This window comes from Peribacillus sp. NPDC076916, from assembly GCF_050269675.1.
Taxonomy (GTDB): Bacteria; Bacillota; Bacilli; order Bacillales; family DSM-1321; genus Peribacillus; species Peribacillus aracenensis.
Genome location: NZ_JBNNIU010000001.1, coordinates 625,811 through 650,455, shown reverse-complemented (window position 1 = coordinate 650,455; position 24,645 = coordinate 625,811). Strand labels below are relative to the sequence as shown.

The 24,645-nt window shown below is 43.0% G+C and carries 22 protein-coding genes and 1 riboswitch; of the genes, 9 read left to right on the top strand and 13 right to left on the bottom strand.

All coding sequences use genetic code 11. The features are described 5' to 3' along the window. Positions 1-204 precede the first annotated feature (204 nt). Together ACQKFG_RS03270 and ACQKFG_RS03265 are read right to left on the bottom strand one after the other, a co-directional pair. On the bottom strand, positions 205-1,875 hold the full coding sequence (locus ACQKFG_RS03270; protein WP_427556169.1) for an ABC1 kinase family protein: 1,671 nt from the start codon (positions 1,873-1,875) through the stop codon (positions 205-207). Between the two features lie 15 nt (positions 1,876-1,890). Further along, positions 1,891-2,193, bottom strand: a complete 303-nt coding sequence (locus tag ACQKFG_RS03265) for a phasin family protein (RefSeq protein WP_260284516.1) — start codon at positions 2,191-2,193, stop codon at positions 1,891-1,893. 244 nt (positions 2,194-2,437) lie between these two features. Between ACQKFG_RS03265 and ACQKFG_RS03260 the strand changes: the two genes are divergently transcribed. Next, a complete protein-coding gene (locus ACQKFG_RS03260; protein ID WP_427556165.1) occupies positions 2,438-3,190 on the top strand; it encodes a glucose 1-dehydrogenase in 753 nt (250 codons plus the stop codon). 1 nt (position 3,191) lies between these two features. Here ACQKFG_RS03260 and ACQKFG_RS03255 read toward each other — a convergent pair whose 3' ends face one another. After that, a complete protein-coding gene (locus tag ACQKFG_RS03255) occupies positions 3,192-3,422 on the bottom strand; it encodes a hypothetical protein (RefSeq protein ID WP_144526882.1) in 231 nt (76 codons plus the stop codon). A 63-nt stretch (positions 3,423-3,485) separates the two neighbouring features. Then, the gene (locus tag ACQKFG_RS03250) at positions 3,486-4,277 is read right to left on the bottom strand and encodes a TIGR00266 family protein (protein ID WP_192203593.1); all 792 of its coding nucleotides are present in this window, start codon (positions 4,275-4,277) and stop codon (positions 3,486-3,488) included. 192 nt (positions 4,278-4,469) lie between these two features. Between ACQKFG_RS03250 and glpK the strand changes: the two genes are divergently transcribed. Further along, a complete protein-coding gene (gene glpK, locus ACQKFG_RS03245) occupies positions 4,470-5,960 on the top strand; it encodes a glycerol kinase GlpK (RefSeq protein WP_427556161.1) in 1,491 nt (496 codons plus the stop codon). A gap of 73 nt (positions 5,961-6,033) precedes the next feature. Continuing rightward, positions 6,034-6,501 carry a CBS domain-containing protein gene (locus ACQKFG_RS03240; protein ID WP_192203595.1) on the top strand — a complete coding sequence of 156 codons (468 nt, stop codon included), beginning with the start codon at positions 6,034-6,036 and terminating at the stop codon, positions 6,499-6,501. Between the two features lie 51 nt (positions 6,502-6,552). Here ACQKFG_RS03240 and ACQKFG_RS03235 read toward each other — a convergent pair whose 3' ends face one another. From ACQKFG_RS03235 to ACQKFG_RS03220, 4 genes are all read right to left on the bottom strand, one after another. Next, the gene (locus ACQKFG_RS03235) at positions 6,553-8,667 is read right to left on the bottom strand and encodes a peptidoglycan D,D-transpeptidase FtsI family protein (RefSeq protein WP_427556157.1); all 2,115 of its coding nucleotides are present in this window, start codon (positions 8,665-8,667) and stop codon (positions 6,553-6,555) included. 360 nt (positions 8,668-9,027) lie between these two features. Further along, positions 9,028-9,381 carry a hypothetical protein gene (locus ACQKFG_RS03230; RefSeq protein WP_349729057.1) on the bottom strand — a complete coding sequence of 118 codons (354 nt, stop codon included), beginning with the start codon at positions 9,379-9,381 and terminating at the stop codon, positions 9,028-9,030. A gap of 74 nt (positions 9,382-9,455) precedes the next feature. Continuing rightward, complete coding sequence (locus tag ACQKFG_RS03225; RefSeq protein ID WP_427556154.1) at positions 9,456-10,547, bottom strand: DUF2515 family protein; 1,092 nt, start codon at positions 10,545-10,547, stop codon at positions 9,456-9,458. 111 nt (positions 10,548-10,658) lie between these two features. Beyond that, positions 10,659-10,826: a hypothetical protein gene (locus tag ACQKFG_RS03220; protein WP_427556151.1), complete on the bottom strand. Its 168-nt coding sequence runs from the start codon at positions 10,824-10,826 to the stop codon at positions 10,659-10,661. A gap of 510 nt (positions 10,827-11,336) precedes the next feature. On the opposite strand from ACQKFG_RS03220, the gene ACQKFG_RS03215 reads away from it, so the two are divergent. From ACQKFG_RS03215 to ACQKFG_RS03205, 3 genes are all read left to right on the top strand, one after another. Continuing rightward, a complete protein-coding gene (locus tag ACQKFG_RS03215) occupies positions 11,337-13,088 on the top strand; it encodes an ABC transporter ATP-binding protein (protein WP_192203601.1) in 1,752 nt (583 codons plus the stop codon). After that, complete coding sequence (locus tag ACQKFG_RS03210; protein WP_427556147.1) at positions 13,085-15,103, top strand: ABC transporter ATP-binding protein; 2,019 nt, start codon at positions 13,085-13,087, stop codon at positions 15,101-15,103. Before ACQKFG_RS03215 ends, ACQKFG_RS03210 begins: the two co-directional genes overlap by 4 nt. Before the next feature lie 132 nt (positions 15,104-15,235). After that, positions 15,236-15,484 (top strand): type B 50S ribosomal protein L31, encoded by a 249-nt coding sequence (locus tag ACQKFG_RS03205; protein WP_061461980.1) that lies wholly within the window; start codon positions 15,236-15,238, stop codon positions 15,482-15,484. Between the two features lie 112 nt (positions 15,485-15,596). Here the strand turns inward: ACQKFG_RS03205 and metC are convergent, their stop codons facing one another. After that, positions 15,597-16,778, bottom strand: a complete 1,182-nt coding sequence (gene metC / locus ACQKFG_RS03200) for a cystathionine beta-lyase (RefSeq protein ID WP_427556143.1) — start codon at positions 16,776-16,778, stop codon at positions 15,597-15,599. Further along, a complete protein-coding gene (locus tag ACQKFG_RS03195; protein ID WP_260284525.1) occupies positions 16,775-17,887 on the bottom strand; it encodes a methionine biosynthesis PLP-dependent protein in 1,113 nt (370 codons plus the stop codon). The genes metC and ACQKFG_RS03195 overlap by 4 nt, the downstream gene beginning before the upstream one ends. 86 nt (positions 17,888-17,973) lie before the next feature. Then, a riboswitch (SAM riboswitch) is annotated at positions 17,974-18,087 on the bottom strand. 324 nt (positions 18,088-18,411) lie between these two features. On the opposite strand from ACQKFG_RS03195, the gene fumC reads away from it, so the two are divergent. Together fumC and ACQKFG_RS03185 are read left to right on the top strand one after the other, a co-directional pair. Beyond that, positions 18,412-19,794 carry a class II fumarate hydratase gene (gene fumC, locus ACQKFG_RS03190; protein ID WP_427556140.1) on the top strand — a complete coding sequence of 461 codons (1,383 nt, stop codon included), beginning with the start codon at positions 18,412-18,414 and terminating at the stop codon, positions 19,792-19,794. Positions 19,795-19,902: 108 nt separating this feature from the next. After that, complete coding sequence (locus ACQKFG_RS03185; RefSeq protein WP_387596500.1) at positions 19,903-20,145, top strand: hypothetical protein; 243 nt, start codon at positions 19,903-19,905, stop codon at positions 20,143-20,145. A gap of 60 nt (positions 20,146-20,205) precedes the next feature. Here ACQKFG_RS03185 and ACQKFG_RS03180 read toward each other — a convergent pair whose 3' ends face one another. Further along, entirely contained in the window at positions 20,206-21,351 is a 1,146-nt protein-coding gene (locus ACQKFG_RS03180; protein WP_192203607.1) for an ABC transporter ATP-binding protein, read from the bottom strand. A 125-nt stretch (positions 21,352-21,476) separates the two neighbouring features. Further along, positions 21,477-22,361, bottom strand: coding sequence for a PucR family transcriptional regulator (locus ACQKFG_RS03175; protein WP_427556137.1), 885 nt, complete (start codon positions 22,359-22,361; stop codon positions 21,477-21,479). 183 nt (positions 22,362-22,544) lie between these two features. Here ACQKFG_RS03175 and ACQKFG_RS03170 point away from each other — a divergent pair, with 183 nt between their 5' ends. Continuing rightward, on the top strand, positions 22,545-23,582 hold the full coding sequence (locus tag ACQKFG_RS03170; RefSeq protein ID WP_192203609.1) for an NAD-dependent epimerase/dehydratase family protein: 1,038 nt from the start codon (positions 22,545-22,547) through the stop codon (positions 23,580-23,582). Between the two features lie 241 nt (positions 23,583-23,823). Here the strand turns inward: ACQKFG_RS03170 and ACQKFG_RS03165 are convergent, their stop codons facing one another. Then, positions 23,824-24,645, bottom strand: a complete 822-nt coding sequence (locus ACQKFG_RS03165) for a MetQ/NlpA family ABC transporter substrate-binding protein (protein ID WP_192203610.1) — start codon at positions 24,643-24,645, stop codon at positions 23,824-23,826.

The following is a 24,645-nucleotide window of genomic DNA, read 5'->3' as shown; positions in this document are numbered from 1 at the left end:
AGCTTCTTTTCCTCGGACTGAGCCAAGCCTCATCAAAGCAAGCACCTGTTGAGTCCAGGCTAGCCAGTTATTGGGCAGGTGTATCGCAAATTTTCTTCAATTAAACGAGGATTTCATTTATATAACAGTAAAACATGGGGGATACCCTTAGTCATGTTTTAAAATCATGGTTCGGAGATCAATCCGAACCCTTTTTTCGTAAGTTTACATTTTTCCGGATCTGAAAATGGTGTAGAGCATAAGTAAGAACATTAGGGTTGCGACGACAAATCCAATCTCGATAACCGGTATTTTCCAAAGGATCAAGGTTTCCCCGCCTATTGCAGAGCCGATAATGAGACCGACCATGATTATGCTGAATGCTAGCAGGATAATGCTGAAAGACAGCCTATTCGAGATTTGATCAAGCTTATGTAAAAACACTTGGAGTTCGGGAATGTTGATATCAAGCCGTAATTTTCCTTTTTTAATGATACCTGTCACTTCCCTGATATCCTTGGGCAATTCGGCAATGGCTTCAGCAGACTCGATGAATTGATTCCAGGCGTTCTTCGCAATGTTTTTGGGGTTGTAGCGTTCCTTAAAAAGCCTTTCTCCAAAAGGTTCAGCTGCCTTCATAATGCTGAAATTCGGATCTAATCCTTCGACAATGGCCTCCATGGTAAGCAAAGCCTTACCGAGCATCGTGAATTCGGGAGGGATTTGGACTTGATGCCGATTGGCAACCGTGAACATGTCATTGACAGCTCCGCCTAAGCTGATTTGGCTCAATGGGATATCATAATATTTATTTCGCAGTTCATCGATATCCCCTCTTAATGATGCCATGTCGATTTCGTCCGTCAGGAGGCCCATCTCTGAAAGCGTCTTGATCAATCCATTGGTGCTGCCGCGTTTCAAATTAATGACCAGCGAGGCGAACTGAAACTTCGTCTCTTCCTCCAACCGACCCACCATTCCGAAATCCATAAGTGCGACGACATTCCCTGGCAAAATGATGATATTGCCAGGGTGGGGATCGCCGTGGTAAAAGCCGTCGATCAATATTTGCTGAAGCATGGAATTCGCTAATCTTTCCGCGATTTGCCGGCGATCATAACCTTCATCATCAAGCTGTTTATAATGATTGATCTTAATTCCTTGAATGAAATCCATCGTCAGGACCCTTTTTGTGGAAAATTCCCAATGGATCCTTGGTACCTTAAACCCTTGATCATCGACGAATTGCTTGGCTATTCTTTCCCCGTTTCGGCCCTCGGAGTTATAATCGAGTTCTGCACGGAGTGATTTAGCGAATTCATCAATCATTTTTCTGATTTGGTAGCGTCTTGCCCAAGATATGCGTGCTTCCATTAGTCTTGCCAAATCATCGAGAATTTCCAAATCCGTTTCCACAATCGGCAGGATATCGGGCCGCTGCACTTTGATTGCTACGACTTCCTGTGATGGAAGCCGTGCAGTGTGGACCTGACCAATCGAAGCCGTTGCCAGTGGGGTTTCATGAAATTCAAGAAAAAGGTTTTCCAAAGAATCACCCAATTCGGCTTCGACAATTTTTCGAACTCTCTCAAATGGAAAGGGGGTGACCTGGTCCTGTAGCTTTTCAAGTTCGCGGACGATTTCGTCAGGAACGAAATCACGCCTCGTACTTGCAATCTGACCAAGTTTAATGAATGTAGGTCCCAAGCTTTGTAATATCGTATGCAGCCTTTCCCCGATTGAGCGGAGGTTCAGGTTTTCATCAGGTTGGAGTTTCGATGCAGCTTTGCTCTCGGATAATCCCAGACGATAGATGAAGTAACCAAAACCATTTTTCAAGAAGGCATTAATGATTTCTTGGTAACGATGTGCGTGTTTCAGTCGCTTGCGAAACATTCGAGTACCTCCTGATCAGGATTGTATGTTTTGGTTCTGTTTTTCCAAAATCGCGATACGGCGCTCCAATTCCTGAACTTCTTCTTTAGTTGCCAAGTTTAGGCCATTGAGCGCTTGGTTGACTTTGGCCTTGACGGAATCATCCAGCTGCTTTTGGGCTTGTTCCCCTTTTTCGACCCATTGCTTAATAAGAACCTTTGAGTCTTCTTTTGAGATATCGCCTTTTTTCACAAGAGAGTCCACTGCTTTTTCAATTTGCTCTTTTGTAGCAGCGGCAGCACCTAATCCTAAAGAAAACACATTTTTTAATAAGTCCATTTTTACATTCCTCCAATTAAAATTTTCACACTGTAAGAAAGATAATGACGGATGCTTTTCACTGTGGTTCATTCTTGTTGTTACTATCTATCATACATCACTTTAGGGCCGCTACAAAAATATAAGGGTTCTGCAGATTTTTGATGATAAGGAAAAGAATTAATTGATCAGGCGCGGAAATGTTTGAAGTGAAGCGAATTGGATAAAATGATAGGGACAAATCTGTGAAAGCGGGGATGGAATAATGGGATTCACAAATAAAACGGTGATTGTAACAGGCGCTTCGAATGGTATAGGGAGAGGCGTGGCAAAGGGATATGCAGAAAGCGGCGCTGCTGTCGTTCTCGCAGATTTGGACGAGCGGGAAGGTGTTCTGTATGTGGAAGAGCAGCTCAAAAGTAACGGACATGAAGCCATGTTCGTTAAAACGGATGTACGCAAGGAGGATGACATCCAACATTTGATGGATGTAACTTTAAAAACATATAAGACCATTGATATATTAATCAATAATGCAGGAAAGGCATTATTCAAATCGCTTTATGATCTGACGATTGAGGATTGGGACGATATGATGAATACGAATTTGCGCAGTGTTTTCCTTTGTTCCCGGGCAGCGGCAGAATCGATGCGGAAAAATGCAAAGGGAGGTGCAATCATCAATATAGCATCAACCAGAGCGATAATGTCTGAGCCGGATTCTGAATCCTATGCAGCGACAAAAGGAGGGATCAAAGCCCTGACACATGCACTTGCCGCTTCTTTAGGCAAAGAGAAAATTACGGTCAATTCGATTTCTCCGGGCTGGATTGAAACGGGAGATTATGACTCGCTGAGGGATAAGGACCATCAGCAGCATTTTTCCAATCGGGTTGGTATGCCGGAAGACATTGCAAGGGCCTGTCTTTATTTGACGGCAACGGAAAATAATTTCGTTACGGGTGCGGATCTTATCGTCGATGGAGGCATGACAAGAAAAATGATGTACGAGGAGTAACTCATTTTTTTCGATAGAGATATTGCAGTTCAGTTCCGAGCTCACGGTTGAGCAGCTGTTCCATTTCTTCAAGCTCCTTTATGCCGATGGGGGCATCGGCAGCTGTCCAGTGAATGGTATAAACAAAATAGTAATCTCTTATTTTTCGGAAAATAACAGGCGAATTCGGGAATTGATCAAAAATTGCCCTGATATTATAGCGTCTCATGTAGGACCACTTAACAAGCTGCATGTAGCTACCCATCCTTTTCAAAAGAGATCAATGACTGCCAGGGTGGCAGCCATTGGTCGGTTCTTATTTATCGTTGAATAAATTGAATAAGCCTCTAGCTACGCTGCCTTCTTCGGATGATCCTCCATTTTGCGGCGCTGCAGCAAATACACGGCTGGCAAGCCGGCTGAATGGCAATGATTGCACCCACACGGTTCCGGGCCCTTTTAATGTTGCAAAGAATAAACCTTCGCCTCCGAATAAAGCGGTTTTCACGCCTTTTACAGTTTCAATATTATAATCTACCCCGCTAGTCATTGCCACTAAACATCCTGTATCGACGCGTAAAATCTCTCCTGCTGACAATTCCTTTTTATGGATCGTGCCGCCGGCATGAACGAAGGTCATCCCATCTCCTTCAAGTTTTTGCATGATGAAGCCTTCACCGCCAAAGAAGCCTGCCCCTATTTTTCTCTGAAACTCAATTCCGACCGAAACGCCTTTTGCTGCCGCCAGGAAAGCGTCTTTTTGACATATGATTTTCCCGCCTAGCTCGCTTAAATCCATCGGGATGATTTTACCTGGATAAGGCGAGGCGAATGAAACGTGTTTTTTATCTCGTCCTTCATTCGTAAAAGCCGTCATGAAAAGACTCTCACCAGTAAGGAGCCGTTTCCCGGCACCGAATAGCTTACCCATCATTCCGCTGTCACCATTCGAAGACCCATCGCCAAAGATGGTTTCCATCTTGATTCGATCTTCCATCATCATTAAACTTCCTGCTTCGGCAATCACCGTTTCCTGAGGGTCCAATTCCACTTCAACAAACTGCATGTCATCACCATATATTTTAAAATCTATTTCATGGTTATTCATTTTCCATTCCTCCTATCCGCTTTATTTTCATTGTAAAAGATAAACTCTTAACCTGCCAATATTTTTCAGCTTTCCGCTGTGATTTATATATTTTTTGTTTTCAAGGGTATATCTAGTAAAATGAAGAAAGAAAAAACAGCATGACACTTAAGGTGAAATGAAACGTAATCTTAAGTGTGGGGGGAGACAACCATGGAGACTTACATATTATCATTGGACCAGGGAACGACGAGTTCGCGGGCCATTTTATTTAATAAAAGCGGGGAAGTCTTGCATATTGCGCAAAAGGAATTCACACAATATTTCCCGAATCCTGGATGGGTGGAGCATAACGCCAATGAAATTTGGGGTTCCATCCTATCGGTAATCGCTTCCTGTCTATCGGAAATGAATATAAAACCGGAACAAATCGCTGGAATTGGCATAACGAATCAACGGGAGACGACCGTGGTATGGGATAAGGAAACAGGTCAGCCGATCCATCATGCCATCGTCTGGCAATCCCGGCAGACAAGTGAAATTTGCACTCAATTGAAGGATGAGGGTCTCGATGACTTATTTTTGCAGAAAACCGGTTTGTTGATTGATGCTTATTTTTCCGGTACGAAGGTGAAATGGATTCTCGATCATGTAGATGGGGCACGGGAAAAGGCAGAAAACGGAGACTTATTGTTTGGTACGATCGATACGTGGCTAATATGGAAACTTTCGGGTGGTAAGGCACATATAACCGATTATTCGAATGCTTCAAGGACGCTGATGTATAACATTCATGACCTGAAGTGGGATGAAGAGCTGCTGGATATCCTGCAAGTGCCGCAATCGATGCTCCCGGATGTTCGCTCTTCTTCAGAGATATACGGGAAAACAGCGCCACACCATTTCTTTGGACACGAAATCCCGATTGCCGGAGCAGCTGGAGATCAACAGGCAGCTTTGTTCGGCCAAGAATGCTTCGAAAAAGGAATGGCCAAGAATACGTATGGCACCGGATGCTTTATGCTGATGAATACAGGAGAAAAGGCAGTGAAATCAGAGCATGGCCTGTTGACCACGATTGCATGGGGGCTGAATGGAAAAGTCGAATATGCCTTGGAAGGCAGTATCTTTGTCGCAGGTTCGGCCATACAATGGTTAAGGGATGGGCTGAAACTCTTGCATGATCCGAAAGACAGTGAAAAATATGCTTTGCGGGTCACTTCAGCGGATGGAGTTTATGTAGTTCCCGCATTTGTTGGATTAGGCACCCCTTATTGGGATAGTGATGTCAGGGGAGCTGTATTCGGGCTGACAAGGGGGACATCGAAGGAGCATTTCGTCCGGGCAACATTGGAAGCGTTGGCCTATCAGACAAAAGATGTCCTTAGTGCCATGGAAGTCGATTCTGGGATTAACCTAAAGTCTTTGAGGGTCGATGGCGGGGTTGTCAAAAACAACTTCTTGATGGAATTTCAAAGCGATCTCCTGAATGTCCCCGTCGTACGACCGGTTATTAGTGAAACGACAGCGTTAGGAGCGGCATATTTGGCTGGACTCGCTGTCGGGTATTGGGAAGATCAGGAAGAGATTTCAAAGCTATGGGCAGTCGATAAGAAATTCGAACCAGGGATGGAAGAACAGGAAAGAAAGGATTTATATAATGGCTGGAAAAAGGCAGTTCAGGCGGCAACGGTTTTTAAATAGAGTAAGTAAGGGTATTATTAATAGAGGAGAGAGATGAATATAGAACGTACAAACATAAAAAAGGGGTGGTAATATGTTAGTCAAGGATTTCATGATAAGGGAAGTCTATGTAGCCCGTCCTGATTTTACATTAAAGGAAATTCTGCGAATCTTAATCGAAAATAAAGTGGGCGGGGTACCGGTCGTGGATGAACATGATAAGCTATTGGGAATGGTGACGGACGGGGATATCCTTCGTTATTTGACACCAGCTGAGGAAGCCATCATGGGGTATTTCACCTATATTACGGTTCTTCCCGGTGAAGAATTGGATGAAAAGGTTACATCCAAAATGAATGATAAAGTTGCACGAATCATTAAAAATAAAAGGATTACAAAGCTATCCCCCGAAGATCCGTTAGATGAATTGATAAAGGTCCTTTCCAAGCATCATTTCAAGAAAATCCCTGTCGTGGACAAAAATGATAAAGTCGTCGGCATCATCAGCAGGGGAGATGCACTAAGGGCACTATATAAGGAATTCGTTCAAAATCTTGAATAAGGGATTAAAAAAAGGCCCGCTCGTAATCGAGCGGGCCTTTTTTTGTAATTATCATTGAGTGCTTTCTAATGCTTTATCTGCATCAGATTCACCTTTTGCTCTTTTTTCCTTCAATTTAAAGTAGGCGTCCGTTACGTCCCTCCCGATCCTTTTGTTTATATCATCAGAGGGCTTGCCTTGATACACCCATGGCACGACAACGGAAAATGCCACTTCCGGATTATTGTGAGGTGCATAACCTACAAGCGTCAAATTGATAGTCGGGACTGGCGCGCTATATTGATTCCTCCGCGGTCCGTCGTAAAAGGCCTCGGCAGTACCCGTTTTTGCTGCCGCACGGTAAGACTTCCCGCCGAAATATTTATAGGCCGTCCCGCCTGGCTCCTGGGCAACCTGCCTGAATCCTTCCTGGACACGCTGCAACCAAACGTCTTTCCCGCCTAAATCGTTTAACACTTTGGGACTCATTGTTTTAAAGACGCTGCCCAATTCATTGTGTTCGTTGGATGGATTCCTGATTTCCCTGACCATATGGGGCTCAAGCCTTTTTCCGCCGTTCGCAATCGTCGAAACATACTGTGCCAATTGCATGGGTGTATATGTATCATACTGGCCAATCGATAAATCCAGCAGCAATCCGTCTGTTGACATATCGACGCCTTTAAACCCTACGGATTCATTTGGCAGGTCGATGCCTGTACGGACACCTAAACCGAATTGGGCATAATGATTCCGCATGATGGAATATGCTTCCCGGTTGATTCCTAACGGCCGGTGAGGGATATAATGACCGCCGGCAATTTTGATTGCCGTCATGAACATATAGACATTCGACGATTTCTTTAACGCAGAGACATCGGTTACATAGCCCAAATCACTATAAGATCCTTTGGGATTAGCCCCTGCTAAAAGGAGTTTCCTGTCAAAAAAAGCTGACCCTGGTGCGATGGCTCCTGTCTGAAAGCCTGTGTAGACAGTGGCTCCTTTAACAGATGATCCCATCGTATAGGAGGTCGTAATGTTTCCAAGGGCAAAATCGTTCATTTCGGTCAATCCGGTTTTACTGTTGCGGCCGTATTGCCTGCCGGCCATCGTGAGTACCTCGCCTGTATTCGGGTCCATTAAAACGACGAAGGCACGATCCAATAAGTAGGTATTTCCCTTAGCCTTAGTTTTGCGCAATTCGTTCTCGATGATTTTTTCAACCTGTTGCTGCAGCTCCATATCAATTGTCAGGACCAAGTCTTTTCCGCTCTGCCCTTCAGTAAGGGTATTCGTATTGATGACTTCCCCTTTGCTCAGCACATTTTCAATCCGCGTCTTTTGACCGCGCAGGACATCTTCATATTGCTTTTCGATATAACTTTTTCCGACCCGGTCATTCCTGGTATAGTCTCGTGCCAGATAATAGTCGATATTTTCACTGGGAATGCCTTCTTCGGAAGAAGAGACCTTGCCAAGAACCGAGCGGAGGGTCTCGTCATACTTATAGGTCCTTTCCCAATCCGTCGTAACATCCACGCCTGGCATTTCATCCAAATGTTCGCTGACCCTGGCGAATTCCTTAGTGGTGACATCTTTATTCTTCACGATTGACGGTGCGAGGGCATAGCCGCTATTGAATTCCCGGAAGATGGCGATCACCTCCAATTCATCCTTGGTGAATTCCTTGATATTCTCTTCGGTCACCCGTTCCATTTGAAGTTTGTATAAATCTTTTTGCTCCAATTTCTTTTCGATTACTTTCTTCTTCTCGGCCTTGGTGATCAAGGCATCGGCTTCTTTCGGATGTTTTAAAATCCAAAAATCCTTTTTATCCGGCAGGGTCACCTTTTTGGTATCTTTTTCTATCAAGGTAGCAAGGACCTCTGCCGTCTTCACCATATCGGTCGTTTTCGTATTCGGGTATTTCGTATAAGTGATGGCATTACGCGGCTCATTATCAACGACCGGATTCAAGTTGCGGTCATACATCTTGCCACGGGGAACGGGGGTATTGGCCACATCGTTTTCCGTTCGGTCCACTTCCCGGAGGTAATCATCCCCATACACGATTTGGACGATGCCAAGCCGGATTATTAAGCTTGAAAATAAAATGAATATTAAAAAGAACATGAAGTTCAGCCGGAAAGGAATTGGGGTTTTTTTCTTTTTTTCTTTGGCCATCAGTAACATTCCTTTCTAGTAAAAGTAAAAAATAAGAAAATTCCTATCTCCAATGATATATAAAATTAACTTATTTTTCTATGCTTTATCCGTAAATTTATCTATATTTCCAAAAGAATGTTTTGAAGTTATATAATTCCTAGTAATCTTATAATTAGGAAAATTGCTATAAAGGCCAATGAGTCCGAAGTGGTATTAATAGATAAAGAGAGGGCGAAGCGGCAAAGTGACCATCATGAGGAGAGATGTACATATGAGGCGCTTCTGTGAAAAAGGGGAGCTCACAAAGTGAATGAATGAACAATGAATGACTTTAATCTTTGGAATCCATTCACAATGACTTAAGTACCATGATAAGCCTTAATTTGCTTCATATTTCCTAACGGGAGCTTGAGTCGTGACGCTGATAATCTCTTTGAAATATCCGCATAGCTCAAGCCATTTTTCAGGGTAAATATAGTTGAATCGTTCGATCGTTTCTAGGGAGTGAAGCACCAGGCAATCGATTTGACCCGTTTTTTTACTTTGTAAATTGAATAGAAGCTCATGCGGGATTGTGTAATAAGGGTGAATTTGATACGGATTGAGTATGACCGGGGAAATATTCTTCCCTTCCATATACTTGTCCGTCACGATCTTTTGGATTGCAAAGCTTTCATCCGTATGTAAATCCCCGATTTTGTAATGTGGATTCAATAGTACAATGCCTCTCATTTGCTTCACCCATTCTTTTTGCTAACCATTCTTGCCAAATGGGGGATGGGATATTCAAAGTAAGAGGCTTGATGCTAGAAAATGGCTTTCATTCCGTTAAGTGTTTTGAGATGATTGACATTTTCGAGCACCTCGTTGGTCAGATCCGCCTTTTTAATGATCGGTGTGCTTCGTAAATCTTCTATGAAGCTTTCATTCGTGAACCAATCAAAGGAATGGGGAGGAAAGAATAGTTGATCTTCCCATGCATCATGAAGAGTGGGGCTGTAAACTTTATCATTTTTTGACGTGGATGCATCAGAGGTATATATGCTTGCCCAGTAATCCTCTCTGGAACCCGTGTGGGGAATCTCTTTTGTAAATTGGCCAACACCGCGAAAAACCACCGGATGCTGAAAAAGAAGCTCATATAATGATTTCCCCGTTTCAATCCGCTGTTTCGGGTCGGCAAAGCGTTCGACGGTAAGGCCTGTCAAGGAATGAAGTCCATTTTGCTTGTTTGCATAAGGAAAGATCACTTTCATGAAGCCTAAGTATTCCTGCAGCTGAAAATCAAGCCTGCGGAGGATTTCACCATGACGGGTGCGTTTTAAGATCCTTTCCTGAAGCATTCTTTGTTCATTAATGATAAGGGCCGTTGTCAAAAGGGATGAATGGGGCTCTTCAATGAAAGATTCCCAAATCGGGGCCATGAATCTTGAAATGCGGAATACCGGTAAATACCTTCTTAGCGGAAGTTCTTTTTGTTTAGAATGTTCATATAGAAGAAGCTGGGGGAAGGCATCTGCAAATATGGCTGAATTGGCGCGCTCAAGGAACAGGAAAAATTTCTGCCGTTCCGCTCGGTCAAGGAGGTGGGTCATGGCTGAACTTTTCAAGTCAGTCATATGGTATCCTCCATTCCTCGAAACCATATGTGCTAAAAAGGCCCAATGGACCTCTGGGTTACGATTGTAAAAGGCAAGATATGCTTGTGTTCTTGTGATATTGTTCCGGTTCAAGGCAGCCGTCTCGGTTCGAATGCTTTTTATAAGGGCGGTTTCCTCAGGAAAAAAAGCTTTTGACTCATCAAAAGGCTGAAAGAGCTCTTTGTGTAAAAGGGATTTTAGCGTGTCATATCTTTTGGCATCGATGATGGGTTTTGTTTTGACAGGTTGTTTGCCCATCAGCTTCTGCAAATATTGGGAGAGCATACAATCACCACGAATGTTTTTCGACCATTATATGCAGAGCCGTCAAGAAAGGGGCGTTGCATTTGCAACGCCCCCAAGGTGATGTCATCTTTTCTTCTTCTTTTCCAGGTACAATAAAATATAATAGACTATCCAGAAAAGAAACACAGGAATGAAGGTTAAAAATCTATATTGGACCGGTACGGCAAATAAGATGAAAATGGCTGATAATAAAAAGGGAACCGCCAGGAGTATATATTTTCTCCATTGCATATGCTGAACCTCCTTAGGTTACGTCATTCTTATAAGAATAAAGGATTATCCAGCAATAATCTAGAAAAGTCGCAATTGACAAAAATATGCAAACGTAGTAATCTTTAAACACAAGTTAAAAATTTCCATTAATTAATGAAAAAGGAGGCGAACGTCATGACTAAATCAGTTAAGCACAGTGATGTCATAATCGAATATCATACGTCCGCCTGCCCTGGGACCTTGTCTTTCTAGACAAGGGATCCGACGTGTTCATTGATTATTTTAAAGTGCAGGTTGTGGAATTTTCGCGGCCTGCGCTTTTATATGTGTTATAACGCATCTAAAAAAGCTTCCGCTAATTGGCGGGGGCTTTTTGGCATTTGGAATACAGGTGCATCTGCACCCTTTCTATATAAAAGATAGGAGGAATTTTAAAATGAGACGAAAGACATTGGAAATTTTGTTGCAGCCTGGAGATCCAGAAAGCGGTTAGCGAGTGAAAGATTTGACCAAAAGGGAGGGGAATTCATGTTTGCGATTTTTAAAAAGCTGTCCTGGTTCTTTAAAGAACAGTGGCAGCGTTACACCTTGGCGATTTTATTTCTATGTCTAGTGAATATCTTGGAGGTTATCCCGCCAAAACTTGTCGGGAATGCCATCGATGATATGAACAATGGCAGCATGACACAGGAAGGGGTCATGAAATACGTTATTTATTTGCTCATGGTACTGATCGGCAGTTACCTATTTGGTTACTTATGGAGTTTTCTGTTATTCGGCGGCGGAAACTTGGTCGAACGAAAGCTAAGGTCCGGATTTATGGGCCATTTGCTGAAAATGACGCCGAGTTTTTATGAAAAAAACCGTACAGGGGATTTAATGGCAAGGGCAACCAATGATTTAAAGGCAATATCCCTCACAGCTGGTTTCGGGATATTGACGCTCGTTGACGCGGTGCTGTTCACCATTACAGTAGTGGTCATGATGGGAGCTACGATCAGCTGGCAGTTGACGATTGCGGCGGTGCTGCCACTTCCGATCATGGCAGTGATGATGCAAATTTACGTGAAGAAAATTTACAAACGTTTTACGGATGCACAAGCAGCCTTTGGTACTTTAAATGACAAGGTCCTGGAATCCATTTCAGGTGTCCGTGTTATCCGGGCCTATGTCCAGGAACGGGAAGATGAAAAGCGATTTGATGAAATGACGGAGGATGTATATCGTAAAAATATAGCCGTGGCAAGAATCGACGCCCTCTTTGATCCGACAATCAGCATTATCATCGGCATCAGTTATTTAATCGGGTTGGGCTACGGGGCTTATCTTGTGTTTCAGCAGGCCATAACACTTGGCGGACTTGTTTCGTTCAATGTGTATTTAGGCATGTTAATCTGGCCGATGATAGCGGTGGGTGAACTGATCAATGTCATGCAAAGGGGTAATGCTTCGCTAGATCGTGTTCAGGATACCCTTTCATATGAAGCGGATGTGAAAGATTCATTGGGTCTGAAGAGTATTCAAAAACCTGGAAATATCCAATTCAATTCAGTGCATTTTACATACCCTTCCTCAACGGTTGTGAATCTATCCAATATTTCCGTTCAGCTTGAGCGTGGTCAAACATTGGGGATAGTGGGGAAAACGGGAAGTGGAAAAACGACATTCGTGAAGCAATTGCTGCGGGAATATCCTTTAGGAACAGGTGAAATCGCTTTTGCAGGCATGCCGTTGGAGCAACTGAACCTTGAAGATATTCGTAAGTGGATCGGGTACGTTCCACAGGATCATTTTTTATTCTCGAAATCTGTTAGGGAAAACATCTTGTTCGGTAAAATGGATGCAACGGAAGAGGAACTGGATGATGCTATCCGGCTTGCGGATTTTGAGAAGGACTTAATGATGCTGCCCAACCGTCTTGAGACACTCGTCGGTGAGAAGGGTGTCGCCCTATCTGGAGGGCAGAAGCAGAGGATCTCGATTGCCAGGGCACTGATCAAAAATCCGGAAATCCTTATATTGGATGATTCCTTATCCGCTGTAGATGCAAAAACGGAAACGACAATCATCGAAAATATCCAAAATGAACGTGCAGGGAAAACGACGATCATCACAACCCATCGCTTATCAGCCGTTCAGCACGCGGACAGAATTATCGTGATGGACAACGGAGAGATCATCGAAGAGGGGACTCATGCGGATTTACTGCAAAAGGATGGCTGGTATAGAGAACAATATGAACGACAGCAGGTTGACGAAGGGACGGAGGTGAAGTCATGAAGGTCGTAAAGAGACTTTTTAATTATGCTGCCCTTTATAAAAAATTGATCATTGGCGCCCTGATCATGCTGGCACTTTCGGTAGCGGCGGATTTAACGGGTCCTTTCATTGCCAAGAGAATCATCGATTCACATATACTTGGCATTGAATCTACCTGGTATGAAGCGGGTAAAGGAAAAGATGCTGTCAAGTATGATGGAAATTGGTATAAACGGGCTGATTACTTTGCAAAAGGTGAGAAGAAAGGCAGGGAAGTCCATATTCTGCAGGTGGGCAATCAATTTGTCTTCGTAAATGAAGCTGTCCCTATCGAGGGGCGCAGAACCTTGGAGAACCAATCGTTGATCATCAAGAAAGATGGGAAAGAGCAACATGCGCAAGCTGTGAAATTGACGAGTCAGGAAGTGCTGCGGTTTTACCAACCGGAAATCCCGCGGATCATTAAGCTTGTGGCTTTTTATTTTAGTCTTGTCATCCTTTCCTCCATTTTTCAATATGGGCAAAGTTTTTATTTACAGAAAGCGGCGAACCGAATCATACAGAAGATGCGAAATGATATTTTCACTCATATTTCCCGTCTGCCGATACGTTATTTCGATAATATGCCAGCGGGTAAAGTTGTAGCCAGGGTCACAAATGATACGGAAGCGATTCGGGAATTATATGTAACCGTGCTCGCCAACTTCTTCTCGAGTACGATTAATATCTTCGGGGTTCTGATTGCTTTGTATATTCTGGATCCACGAGTCGGTACCATTGGACTTTTACTTATTCCGATCATCGTTATCTGGACGATTGTATACCGCAAATTCGCCTCGAAATATAATCACATCATTCGGGAACGGGTCAGCGATATTAATGGGATGATCAATGAATCCATTTCTGGAATGAGCATCATCCAGGCATTTGGACGTGAAAAGGAGACAAAGCAATCTTTTGAGAATCTGAACCGGGAGCATTATTCCTATCAAAATAAAATGCTCCATTTGAATTCGTTGACGGGTGGAAACTTGATCGGGGTCATTAAGGTTTTGGCGCTAATGGCATTCGTCTGGTATTTCGGCGGGATTTCCCTTACAGCGAGTTCAGCCATTTCTTTAGGGATGATGTATGCAATTGTTGATTTGATCAGCCGCCTGCTTCATCCGCTTCACGGAATCGTCAATCAGTTCGCTAACCTTGAACAGGCACTTGTTGCAGGGGAGCGGGCATTCAGTTTATTGGATGAGCAGGGATTGGCAGTCAGTGATGAAAGCATGTCCAGATACAAAGGAAATGTGCAATTCGAAAATGTTTCTTTTGGTTATAAGGATAATGAATATGTGTTAAGGGACATTTCCTTCTCCGCTAAACAAGGGGAAACGGTCGCATTAGTTGGCCATACTGGGTCAGGAAAAAGTTCCATAATGAATTTATTGTTCCGTTTTTATGACAGTAGTGAAGGTCAAATCAAAATCGATGGCACGAATATATTGGATATCCCCCATCAGACACTTAGGGAGCATATGGGAATCGTCCTTCAGGATCCCTATTTATTTACTGGCACCATCGCTTCCAATATCAGTCTGAATCATAAAGGCATCACAAGGGAAATGGTTGAAAAGTCATTAAGAGATGTAGGGGGGGACAAAGTGCTGAAGCATCTTCCTTTAGGGTTGGATGAACCTGTTATCGAAAAAGGGGGAACATTGTCTTCCGGACAGCGGCAGCTAATCTCTTTTGCACGTGCTCTTGCATTCAATCCGGCGATATTGATTTTGGATGAAGCGACAGCAAGCATCGATACTGAAACCGAGGCAATTATCCAGGAGGGAATGGAAGTGCTGAAAAAAGGGAGAACGACCTTCATCATTGCCCATCGACTTTCCACGATAAAAAATGCCGACCAAATTCTTGTACTGGATAAAGGGCGGATTGCTGAGCAAGGTACACATGAAGAATTAATGGAGTTAAAAGGGAAGTATTATCAAATGTATGAACTGCAGGCTGGTCCGCATAAAGGCATGGCTGGCTGAACACAGAATAAGGATGGATAATCAAGACCAAACTATAATGAGGTTGTCGTAATCGGCACCCTCAAGCAAAAATGTTGATAATAGTAACCATTACGTTTAAGATACACCTATACAGACGATGAGGTGATTATAGTGAAACAAGAAATTCATCCAGATTATCGACAAGTGGTATTCATGGATACCAACAGTGGGTATAAATTTTTGACGGGCTCCACGAAAACGTCAAATGAAACGATCGAGTGGGAAGACGGCCAAACGTATCCATTATTAAAAGTGGAAATCAGTTCAGATACGCACCCTTTTTATACCGGAAAGCAGAAGTTTGCTGAAAAAGGCGGACGGGTGGATCGCTTCCTGGATAAATATAATATGAAGAAATGAGAGTCAGGCCATCGGAAAATCGATGGTCTTTTTTTATGACTGGGTTTGAAAAAGAGTTAATAATGAAGCTAAGGAAAAGGGTGCCCATAATCATGAGGCACCCATCCTGAAATCATTTTGCAGCAATTGCTTCCCCTTTGGCAATATTAACGAGGGCTGCTTCGAAGTCCTTTATTAAATCGTCCGGATTTTCAAGCCCGACAGAGAGGCGGAGCAAGCTGTTCGTGATGCCTCGCTTTTCCCTTTCATCATCAGGCATGGCAGCATGGGACATTTTGGCTGGGTAAGATAATATAGATTCGACCGCTCCAAGGCTTACGGCAAAAACAGGGAGCTCGACAGTGTTCACGAAAGAACGGAAGACCTCCTCACTTTCCAATTCAAAGGATAGGACCGCCCCCGCTCCAAGTGACTGGCCCTTCTGGATGGTGTGCTGTGGATGATCGGAAAGGCCGGGATAATACACTTTTTTCACCAATGGCTGTTCCTTTAAGTAGGCTGCAATCTTTTCTGCCCCTTTTTGTGAATGTTCCATTCTAACTGATAAGGTTTTCAAACCTCTCATTACAAGCCAGGCATCCTGGACACCAAGGACCGCTCCAAAGGAGTTTTGGAGCGAGCCGAGTCTTGCGGCCAATTCCGGATCTTTCACTACCGCAAGCCCAGCTACCACATCACTATGTCCGGATAAAAACTTCGTCGCGCTATGAAGGACAACATCAGCGCCCAGATTCAACGGTTTTTGCAAAGCCGGGGTCAAGAATGTGTTATCAACAAAACTTAAGGCACCAGCTTTTTTTGCGATATCACATACGGCTTGAATATCGGTCACTTTAAGTAACGGATTTGAAGGCGTTTCGATATATATGGCCCTGGTATTTGGCTGAACGGCGGCTTTGACACTTTCAAGATCCGTCATGTCAACGAAGGTATGCTCAATATTGAAACGGGTCAATACGCTTGTGACCATCCTGAACGTTCCGCCGTACACATCTTCGGAAATGACGATATGATCCCCGGCAGACAATAGCAGGAAGGCTGTTGAAATGGCAGCCATACCTGATGAAAAAGCAAAGCCGTGAGTGCCTTCCTCAAGTTCGGCAATGATGTCTTCAAGTGCTTCGCGAGTCGGGTTCCCGCTTCTGCTGTAATCATATTTGCCAAATTGATCGATATCGGATTGATGGAAAGTCGATGCATGCTGAATGGGGACGCTCACACCGCCCGTTGCCGGATCGAATTTATGCTGATTATGAAGTAATTTCGTTTCAAAGCTAAAATCATGACCTGTCATCGTAGCGCCTCCCTTTTTACATGTGCGAATGCTTGCTGCAAGTCCTGAATCAAATCATCGCTATCCTCGATGCCAACGGAGAAGCGGAGCAGGCGATTACAAACTCCATTTGCCGTTCTGACTTCAAGCGGTATATCGGCATGCGTTTGTGTGGCAGGATAGGTGATAAAGCTTTCAACCCCTCCAAGGCTTTCTGCAAAGGAAATTAATGAGAGCGATTGTAAAAAGGGGTTGACCGCCGATTCATCAATGATACGGAATGAAATCATGCCGCCTTTGCCGGGATACAATACGTCCGTGACACAATCATGTTCCGACAAGTAATCTACAAGTATTTTGGCATTCTTTTCATGACGCTCCATCCGCAATGCCAAGGTTTTCATTCCACGCATCAACAGCCAAGAATCAAAGGGGCTCAAGACAGCTCCGGTACCATTATGATGGAAGGCTAATGCATCACATAATTCAGCGCCGCTAGCAACGATCAGTCCGGCGAGCACATCATTATGACCACCGAGATACTTGGTTGCACTGTGAATCACGATATCCGCTCCAAGCAGGATGGGTTGTTGGATAAGAGGCGTGTAAAAAGTATTATCAACGATTAATAATAAATTATATTGTTTGGCCAATGCGGCAACAGCGCTAATGTCCGTTTGCTGCATAAGAGGGTTAGTGGGAGTTTCGATGAAGATGGCTTTCGTGTGAGGAGTGATGGCTTTTTCTATATCCTCCAAACAACAAGTGTTTACATAGTCACACTGCAATCCCCATTTTTTAAAACCTTGTTCTAACAGACGATATGTACCACCATAAAGATCTTCGCTGACAATCCAGGCATCACCTGATTTAAAAAGGGCAAGGATAGTGGAAATGGCGGCCATTCCTGAACTGCAGGCATAACCTTGGTCGCCTTTTTCCAGATCGGCGATGGAACGCTCCAATAATTGGCGTGTAGGATTACCTGTCCTTGTGTAGTCGAATCCCGTCGATTGGCCAATTCCTTCATGGCGAAAAGCTGTTGAAAAGTATACTGGCGGATTGACTGTTCCTGTCGCCGTTTCGCTGCGGTTTCCTAATTGAGCAAGATATGTTTCAGTTTTGTACATGGTTTTCACTGCTCCTTTGAGTTATATAAAATAAAAAAAAGTCTTCTTTAAGAAGAAGACTTTGATTAAGTAAGGACGAGTCATTCTTCTTATCTTCCAAGTTCACAAACTTGTGGAATTAGCACCTTTTCATTGGTTTGAAACAAATGAAGGTTGCTGAGGTGTCATCGGGCCATTCCCTCTACCTCTCTCGATAAGAGTTTAGATTATTCAATTTCTTTTGAATTTACTATATATACAAAATACTGTCAAGGACATTTTGGGATGGATAATGCTTGGATGTTCATGACCAGGTTAATTGGTGCCTAGTGCCTCAACACTTTATGTATCTATAAAAAAAATATCCGAATCTTCATATAAACACGAAGGGGCATGGGATTTTCGGAAAAAGTGAAAGGTCAGCGGATATTTTTGCTTTAAAATAATAAAGTTTGTACAATGTATGGAGAGAAAGAATAATTCGACATTATTCATTTCATATGCAAAAAGTCTCAATGAATAGTGCAAACATAGGAGGAGAACACATGGAATACAGAATCGAACGAGATACGATGGGTGAAGTGAAAGTTCCTGCTGATAAATATTGGGGAGCACAAACCGAGAGAAGCCGTAACAATTTCAAAATCGGTAACGAAAAAATGCCGATTGAATTAGTTCGTGCATTTGCATACGTTAAACAAGCTGCGGCAAAGGTGAACTATGATCTTGGTGATCTTTCGGAAGTTAAAAAGAATGCCATCGTCAAGATTTGCGGCGAAATCCTTGAAGGAACGCTAGATGAGCATTTCCCGCTTGTAGTTTGGCAAACGGGAAGTGGTACGCAAAGTAATATGAACGTGAATGAAGTGGTCGCTAACAAAGGAAATGAATGGTTAAAAGAAAATGGTGAATCGGAAACCCTTCATCCGAATGATGATGTTAACAAGGCACAGAGCTCCAATGATACTTTCCCGACAGCCATGCATATTGCTGCCTTTATGGAAGTCGCTGAAAAATTGGTTCCTGCCATTAAAGCTCTTCGTGATACATTCGATACAAAAGAAAAAGAATTTTGGGATGTCGTGAAAATTGGCCGGACACATCTTCAAGATGCTACACCATTAACATTGGGACAAGAGATTTCCGGTTGGAAAGCGATGCTCGACAAAGATCTAGCGATGATTGAGGAAAGCAGCCAAAAATTATTGAACCTTGCACTAGGAGGAACGGCTGTAGGAACCGGAATCAATACAAAAGAAGAATTCCCGGGACTTTCCGCCAAACAAATTGCAGCTGATACTGGATATCCTTTTGTCACATCTGATAATAAGTTCCATGCATTGACAAGCCATAACGAAATCGTCTACGCACACGGTGCTTTAAAAGCATTGGCAGCGGATTTAATGAAAATTGCGAACGATGTCAGATGGCTGGCAAGTGGGCCAAGAAGCGGAATCGGCGAAATAGCCATTCCGGAAAACGAGCCAGGCAGCTCCATCATGCCAGGTAAAGTCAATCCAACACAAAGTGAAGCGCTTACCATGATTGCAACTCAAATCGTGGGTAACGATGCTACAATTGGCTTTGCAGCAAGCCAAGGTAATTTTGAATTGAATGTATTCAAGCCTGTCATCATCTATAACTTCCTGCAAACGGTAAAATTATTGACGGAAGGCATTCATTCATTCAACGATAATTGTGCGGTGGGCATCACTGCAAATGAGGAGAAAATCAAAGAAAATGTAGAACGCTCCCTTATGTTGGTAACAGCATTGAACCCGCATATCGGTTATGAAAAAGCAGCCAAAATCGCCAAAACTGCATTCAAGGACAACTCAACATTGAAAGAAGCTGCGTTGAAATTGGAGTTCCTGACGGAAGATGAATTCAAAGCATGGGTCGATCCTGCTAACATGGTTAATAAATAATTGAATGGAAGTGCCCTCCCTTGGTATTAGGGAGGGTGTTTCCATGGGTTAAAATAATGGAATGAACAAATACTGAGATCATAGGTATCGTGAACAGGAGGAAAAACAATGTCTTTATGCCCGCTTTGCAACGGTCTAAGAAAAATTCATGTGAATTGCCCGAAATGCGGCAGTGATCTTGATGATAAAGGGAAATTCATGGACTACGCTGATGATTACAGTGCTTATATGGATATCGACATACTTAAAGAAAACGACGGATACCCTAAATCCCTTCAAAAAGGCCAATGCCCGCATCTCATGAAATGCTCAGAATGCGGACATGATGAAGTGGTATTGGTCCAGGAATGAATTTATCCTTTTTAGTTGAATAAACGTAAAAAGACCCACTACGAATGGGTCTTTTTACGTTTAATTGGCTGATAACTTCATGCTTTCCTGCATCTGTTCATCTTCTTCCACTAAAATGCGATGTTCAGTCCCTTTGTCAAAAAAGTGTGCTTTATTCATATCGAGGGCAAGTTCGATGTTTTCGCCTGCCTGGATGATATTCTTGGCATCGACGCGTGCGACGAAGTCCTGCCCCTCTAATGTGGAGTAGAGCATGATCTCCGCGCCCATCAGTTCGGCTACATCAATTTGGGTTGTGAATGCAGTGTTAGGGGACTTCGTGAAGTAAGCACCTTCATTATGGAAGTCCTCCGGACGGATGCCAAGGATTATGTCTTTTCCGACATATCCTTGATCACGCAGCATTTTCATCTTCAATTCAGGTATTTCAAGTGTTTGTTCGCCTATTTTAATAGTGCCTTCTTTTAAGGTTCCAGTAAAGAAGTTCATGGCAGGCGATCCGATAAAGCCGCCGACGAAAACGTTTATCGGTTTCTCATAAACGTCCTTTGGTGCACCGACCTGTTGGATGATACCATCCTTCATTACAACAAGACGTGTTGCCATCGTCATTGCCTCTGTTTGGTCATGCGTGACATATATCGTTGTGGTGTCGAGCCGTTTATGTAGTTTAGCGATTTCCGCACGCATTTGAACCCGTAGCTTTGCGTCGAGATTGGATAATGGCTCATCCATCAAGAAAACTTTTGCGTCCCTTACAATGGCCCGGCCAAGTGCGACACGCTGGCGCTGACCACCTGAAAGGGCTTTAGGTTTCCTGTTTAGCAGCTCTTCAAGTCCGAGAATCCTTGCCGCTTCATTGACTCTTTGCTTGATTTCCGCTTTTGGCGTTTTCCTGAGTTTTAATCCGAATGCCATATTATCATATACGGACATATGAGGATATAAGGCATAGTTCTGGAAAACCATCGCAATATCACGATCTTTAGGGGGGACATCATTGACTCGCTTGCCGTCTATATATAAATCCCCTTGGGAAATGTCTTCAAGTCCGGCAATCATCCTTAATGTCGTTGATTTGCCGCAACCCGAAGGTCCCACAAAAACTATGAATTCCTTATCGGCAACACGAAGGTTGAAGTCTTTAACAGCCGTAACCTTTTTATCATAAATCTTGAATATATGATCCAACACTAACTCTGCCATGAAAAATCCCCCTTTTAAACTCCTGGATTACTTGTACCAATTAACTATAGTCTAAGCCATCGGATTTGAAAAAAGTATGGGCACATTGCACAAAAAAGGGTGATATTACCTGTTTGCATTGAAAATTAATCATTCAGTAAAAGTATCAAGTATGCAGTAAGGGCATGACGGAAGTTTCTAATATCGAGACCAGTTCTTTCAGAGAATTTATCGATTCGGTATTGTAAGCTGTTCCGATGTATATAAAGCTGTTTGGAGGCATAGGTGGCATTTGAATTACATTCGATATACGTTTTAATCGTTTTGATCAGTTCTGTATCCTGCTTGGTCTTGCCAAGAATCTCATTGATATACCACTTTGCATCCTTAAAGGATGGATCCTTTATTAATGAGTGAGGGATGATGTCTGCCAAATCAGCCACCTTTAGGTCCGGCAGATGCATCTGTGACAAACCAAAACACTTTTTCTCCTGAGTCCAGTGCTGATGAAGGTCTTGATTTATAGGGTGAAAGCGCCCGGTGAACATACGGGTCTTTACATAAAAGTCACTTTCAAGCGTGGAAGAAATGGCGATTAGTTGTTTAGTTGATAAAGATTCTTCTTCGTCCGTTTCAATTAAGACTCCTGCCGTTTCATTTTCCCAAACAATAGCTGCCTCAGATGGAACGAAAGCGAGGAAGGCTTCTTCAAAATCGGTGTTGGAAAAATCAGCATGAGTCAGCTTGAAATGAAGAAATCGAACATTCTCCCAGCTCGTTAAAGGCAATGGTGCATTCGGTTCGGATAAAAAAGTTTTCCATGATGAGTCTGGATGTACATTGAAGTTATTCGGGTTTATGGAAGGAGCAAAAAGCAGTTCCAATAAACGGATTTCTTCGTCTGTGATTTCTGAACGGGGAATGCCAAGAATACTTCTTGAGTCTTCGAACCAAACATAGTCAGAAATTTCATCAGTATCCATTTTATTGGTAAGGGCATTCGGGAATTTTTGTTTAAGATTTTCAAGCATCATTTCCACCTTCTTTCTCCCTTTCCATATCATTATAGCGAAAAAGAATAAAGTTCAAAAGAATAGGATATTGCTAGTTTTTCCGGGAAGGGATAATCAAAGAAAAGTTGCAAGTTTTATTAATTTTAGGAAAGGGTATTGCGTATGCTTTATGGAATATCGTTAAAAAGAGGAGGGAATCTTTTGAACATATTATTATTGGGCGGTACACGGTTTTTAGGCAGGTATTTAGCAAGAGCTGCGATAGAGAAAGGGCATGAAGTCACACTTTTTAATCGTGGAAGCGATCCTTATGTCTTTCCCGAAATAGAACAGTTAAAAGGGGACCGCGATGGAGATCTGGAAATGTTGAAAGGGAGACAGTGGGATGCAGTCATTGATACATCAGGATTTATCCCTCGAACTGTATCTAAATCTTGCAGACTGCTTAATCAAGTTAAACATTATACATATATTTCAAGCATCTCAGTTTATAGTGATCCAACCGAGCCAGGAATTGATGAAAATGGAGAGGTTCATATACTAAATGATGATAAAGCGGAAGAGATCACCCGCGGAACTGCTGGACCGATATACGGTGAATATTATGGACCGTTAAAATCATTAAGCGAAAAAGCAGCTGAAAAAGAACTGCCGGGGAAAGTTTTGTCCATTCGTGCGGGGCAAATAGTGGGTCCATATGATTACACTGACCGATTGCCGTACTGGCTTAAAAGAATAGCGGAAGGGGGAGAAATTTTATCTCCTGGACGCCCTGGACGTCCAATCCAAGTCATCGATGCAAGGGACTTGGCTCAATGGATCATCCAAATGATAGAAAAAAGTATGACAGGTACATATAATGCCGTTGGACCGGATTATACACTAACTATGGGGCAATTACTTGAAGGCTGCAAAAAGGTAACAGGAAGTAATGCTGACTTTACATGGGTATCTGAAAAGTTTTTAGATGACAATAAAGTGGAGCCGTGGGGAGAGATGCCTTTATGGATACCAGAAGAATTCCCTTTTCCGGGAGCTAAGGAACCTCTGAATGGTTTTTTGGCTGTCGATAACAATAAAGCCATCAATAATGGACTAACATTCCGTCCCCTATCAGAAACCCTCGAAGAAATATGGAATTGGGAAAAGGGACGTCAGGAATCTGTTGTTAGAAAAGCAGGTATCCACAGACAACATGAAAGTGATCTACTTGGATTATGGAAACAGACAATAGGCTAGAAACCTTCTTTTATTTTATAGAAGTACTGAAGGCAAATTAAGTGTGCTTGGTGAAAAGGATGATTTAACCAAACAATGTGAAGGAATTAAAAAAACGATGGGGTAAAAACCCCATCGTTTTTTTAGTACATGGATCTGCTTGCATGGTTCGTGAGGATTTCAAGGTTTTCCAAGGCGGCCGCCACGTTGTCCTTAATGAAAGGCCTGCTCCCAATAAGGGGAAGCAGGCCTGATTATTTGATCAATTCATCCAGTCTGGTTTTCCGAACCCGGCAAATTTGTCATCGATGACTTTTTCGAACTGGTCGGATTCCACTACTGATTTAATATCCTTTGCAAATTGGGAGTCTACATCTTTTGTATTCACTGTAACAACGTTTCGATACATATCCGGCATTTTTTCCAAAACAAGGGCATCCTGGAGGTCCATTTTCGCTGCAAGAGCGAAGTTGCCAGGGACCGCTGATAGGTCAACACTGTCTGTTGCCCGGGGCAATTGAGCGGATTCCAATGGTTTGAGTTGGATGTTTTTTGGATTTTTCGTTACATCCTTTTCAGATATTTTTAAAGGGTCGACATCTGGATCGACTTCAATCAACCCTTCATCCACCAGCACTTTAAGTGCACGTGCGAGGTTAACCGGATCATTGGGCACTGCAAGGGATGTACCGTCTTTAATTTCTTTCAATGATTTATACTTGTTCGAATATATGCCCATTGGTGCTGTTGGAACTATGATAAGGTCGGAAAGCTCTAAATCATTTTCTTTAGCGAAGTTATCCATGTACACCTTATGCTGGAAGAGGTTGGCATCTATCGAATGGTTGCCAAGGGACTTATTCGGCTGGATATAGTCGGTGAATTCGACAATCTCTACATTGTATCCGAGATCTTCCAGACCTGGTTTGATGGCCTCTTTAACCATATCGGCATAGGGCCCGGTAGTCGCCCCGATCTTCAATTCTTTTTTGTCTTCAGTTTTTGGGGATGCATCATCACTCCCGCATGCTGCCAAGCCAAGGGCAAGTGCACAGACTGATAATAACGAAGCTATTTTCTTCAT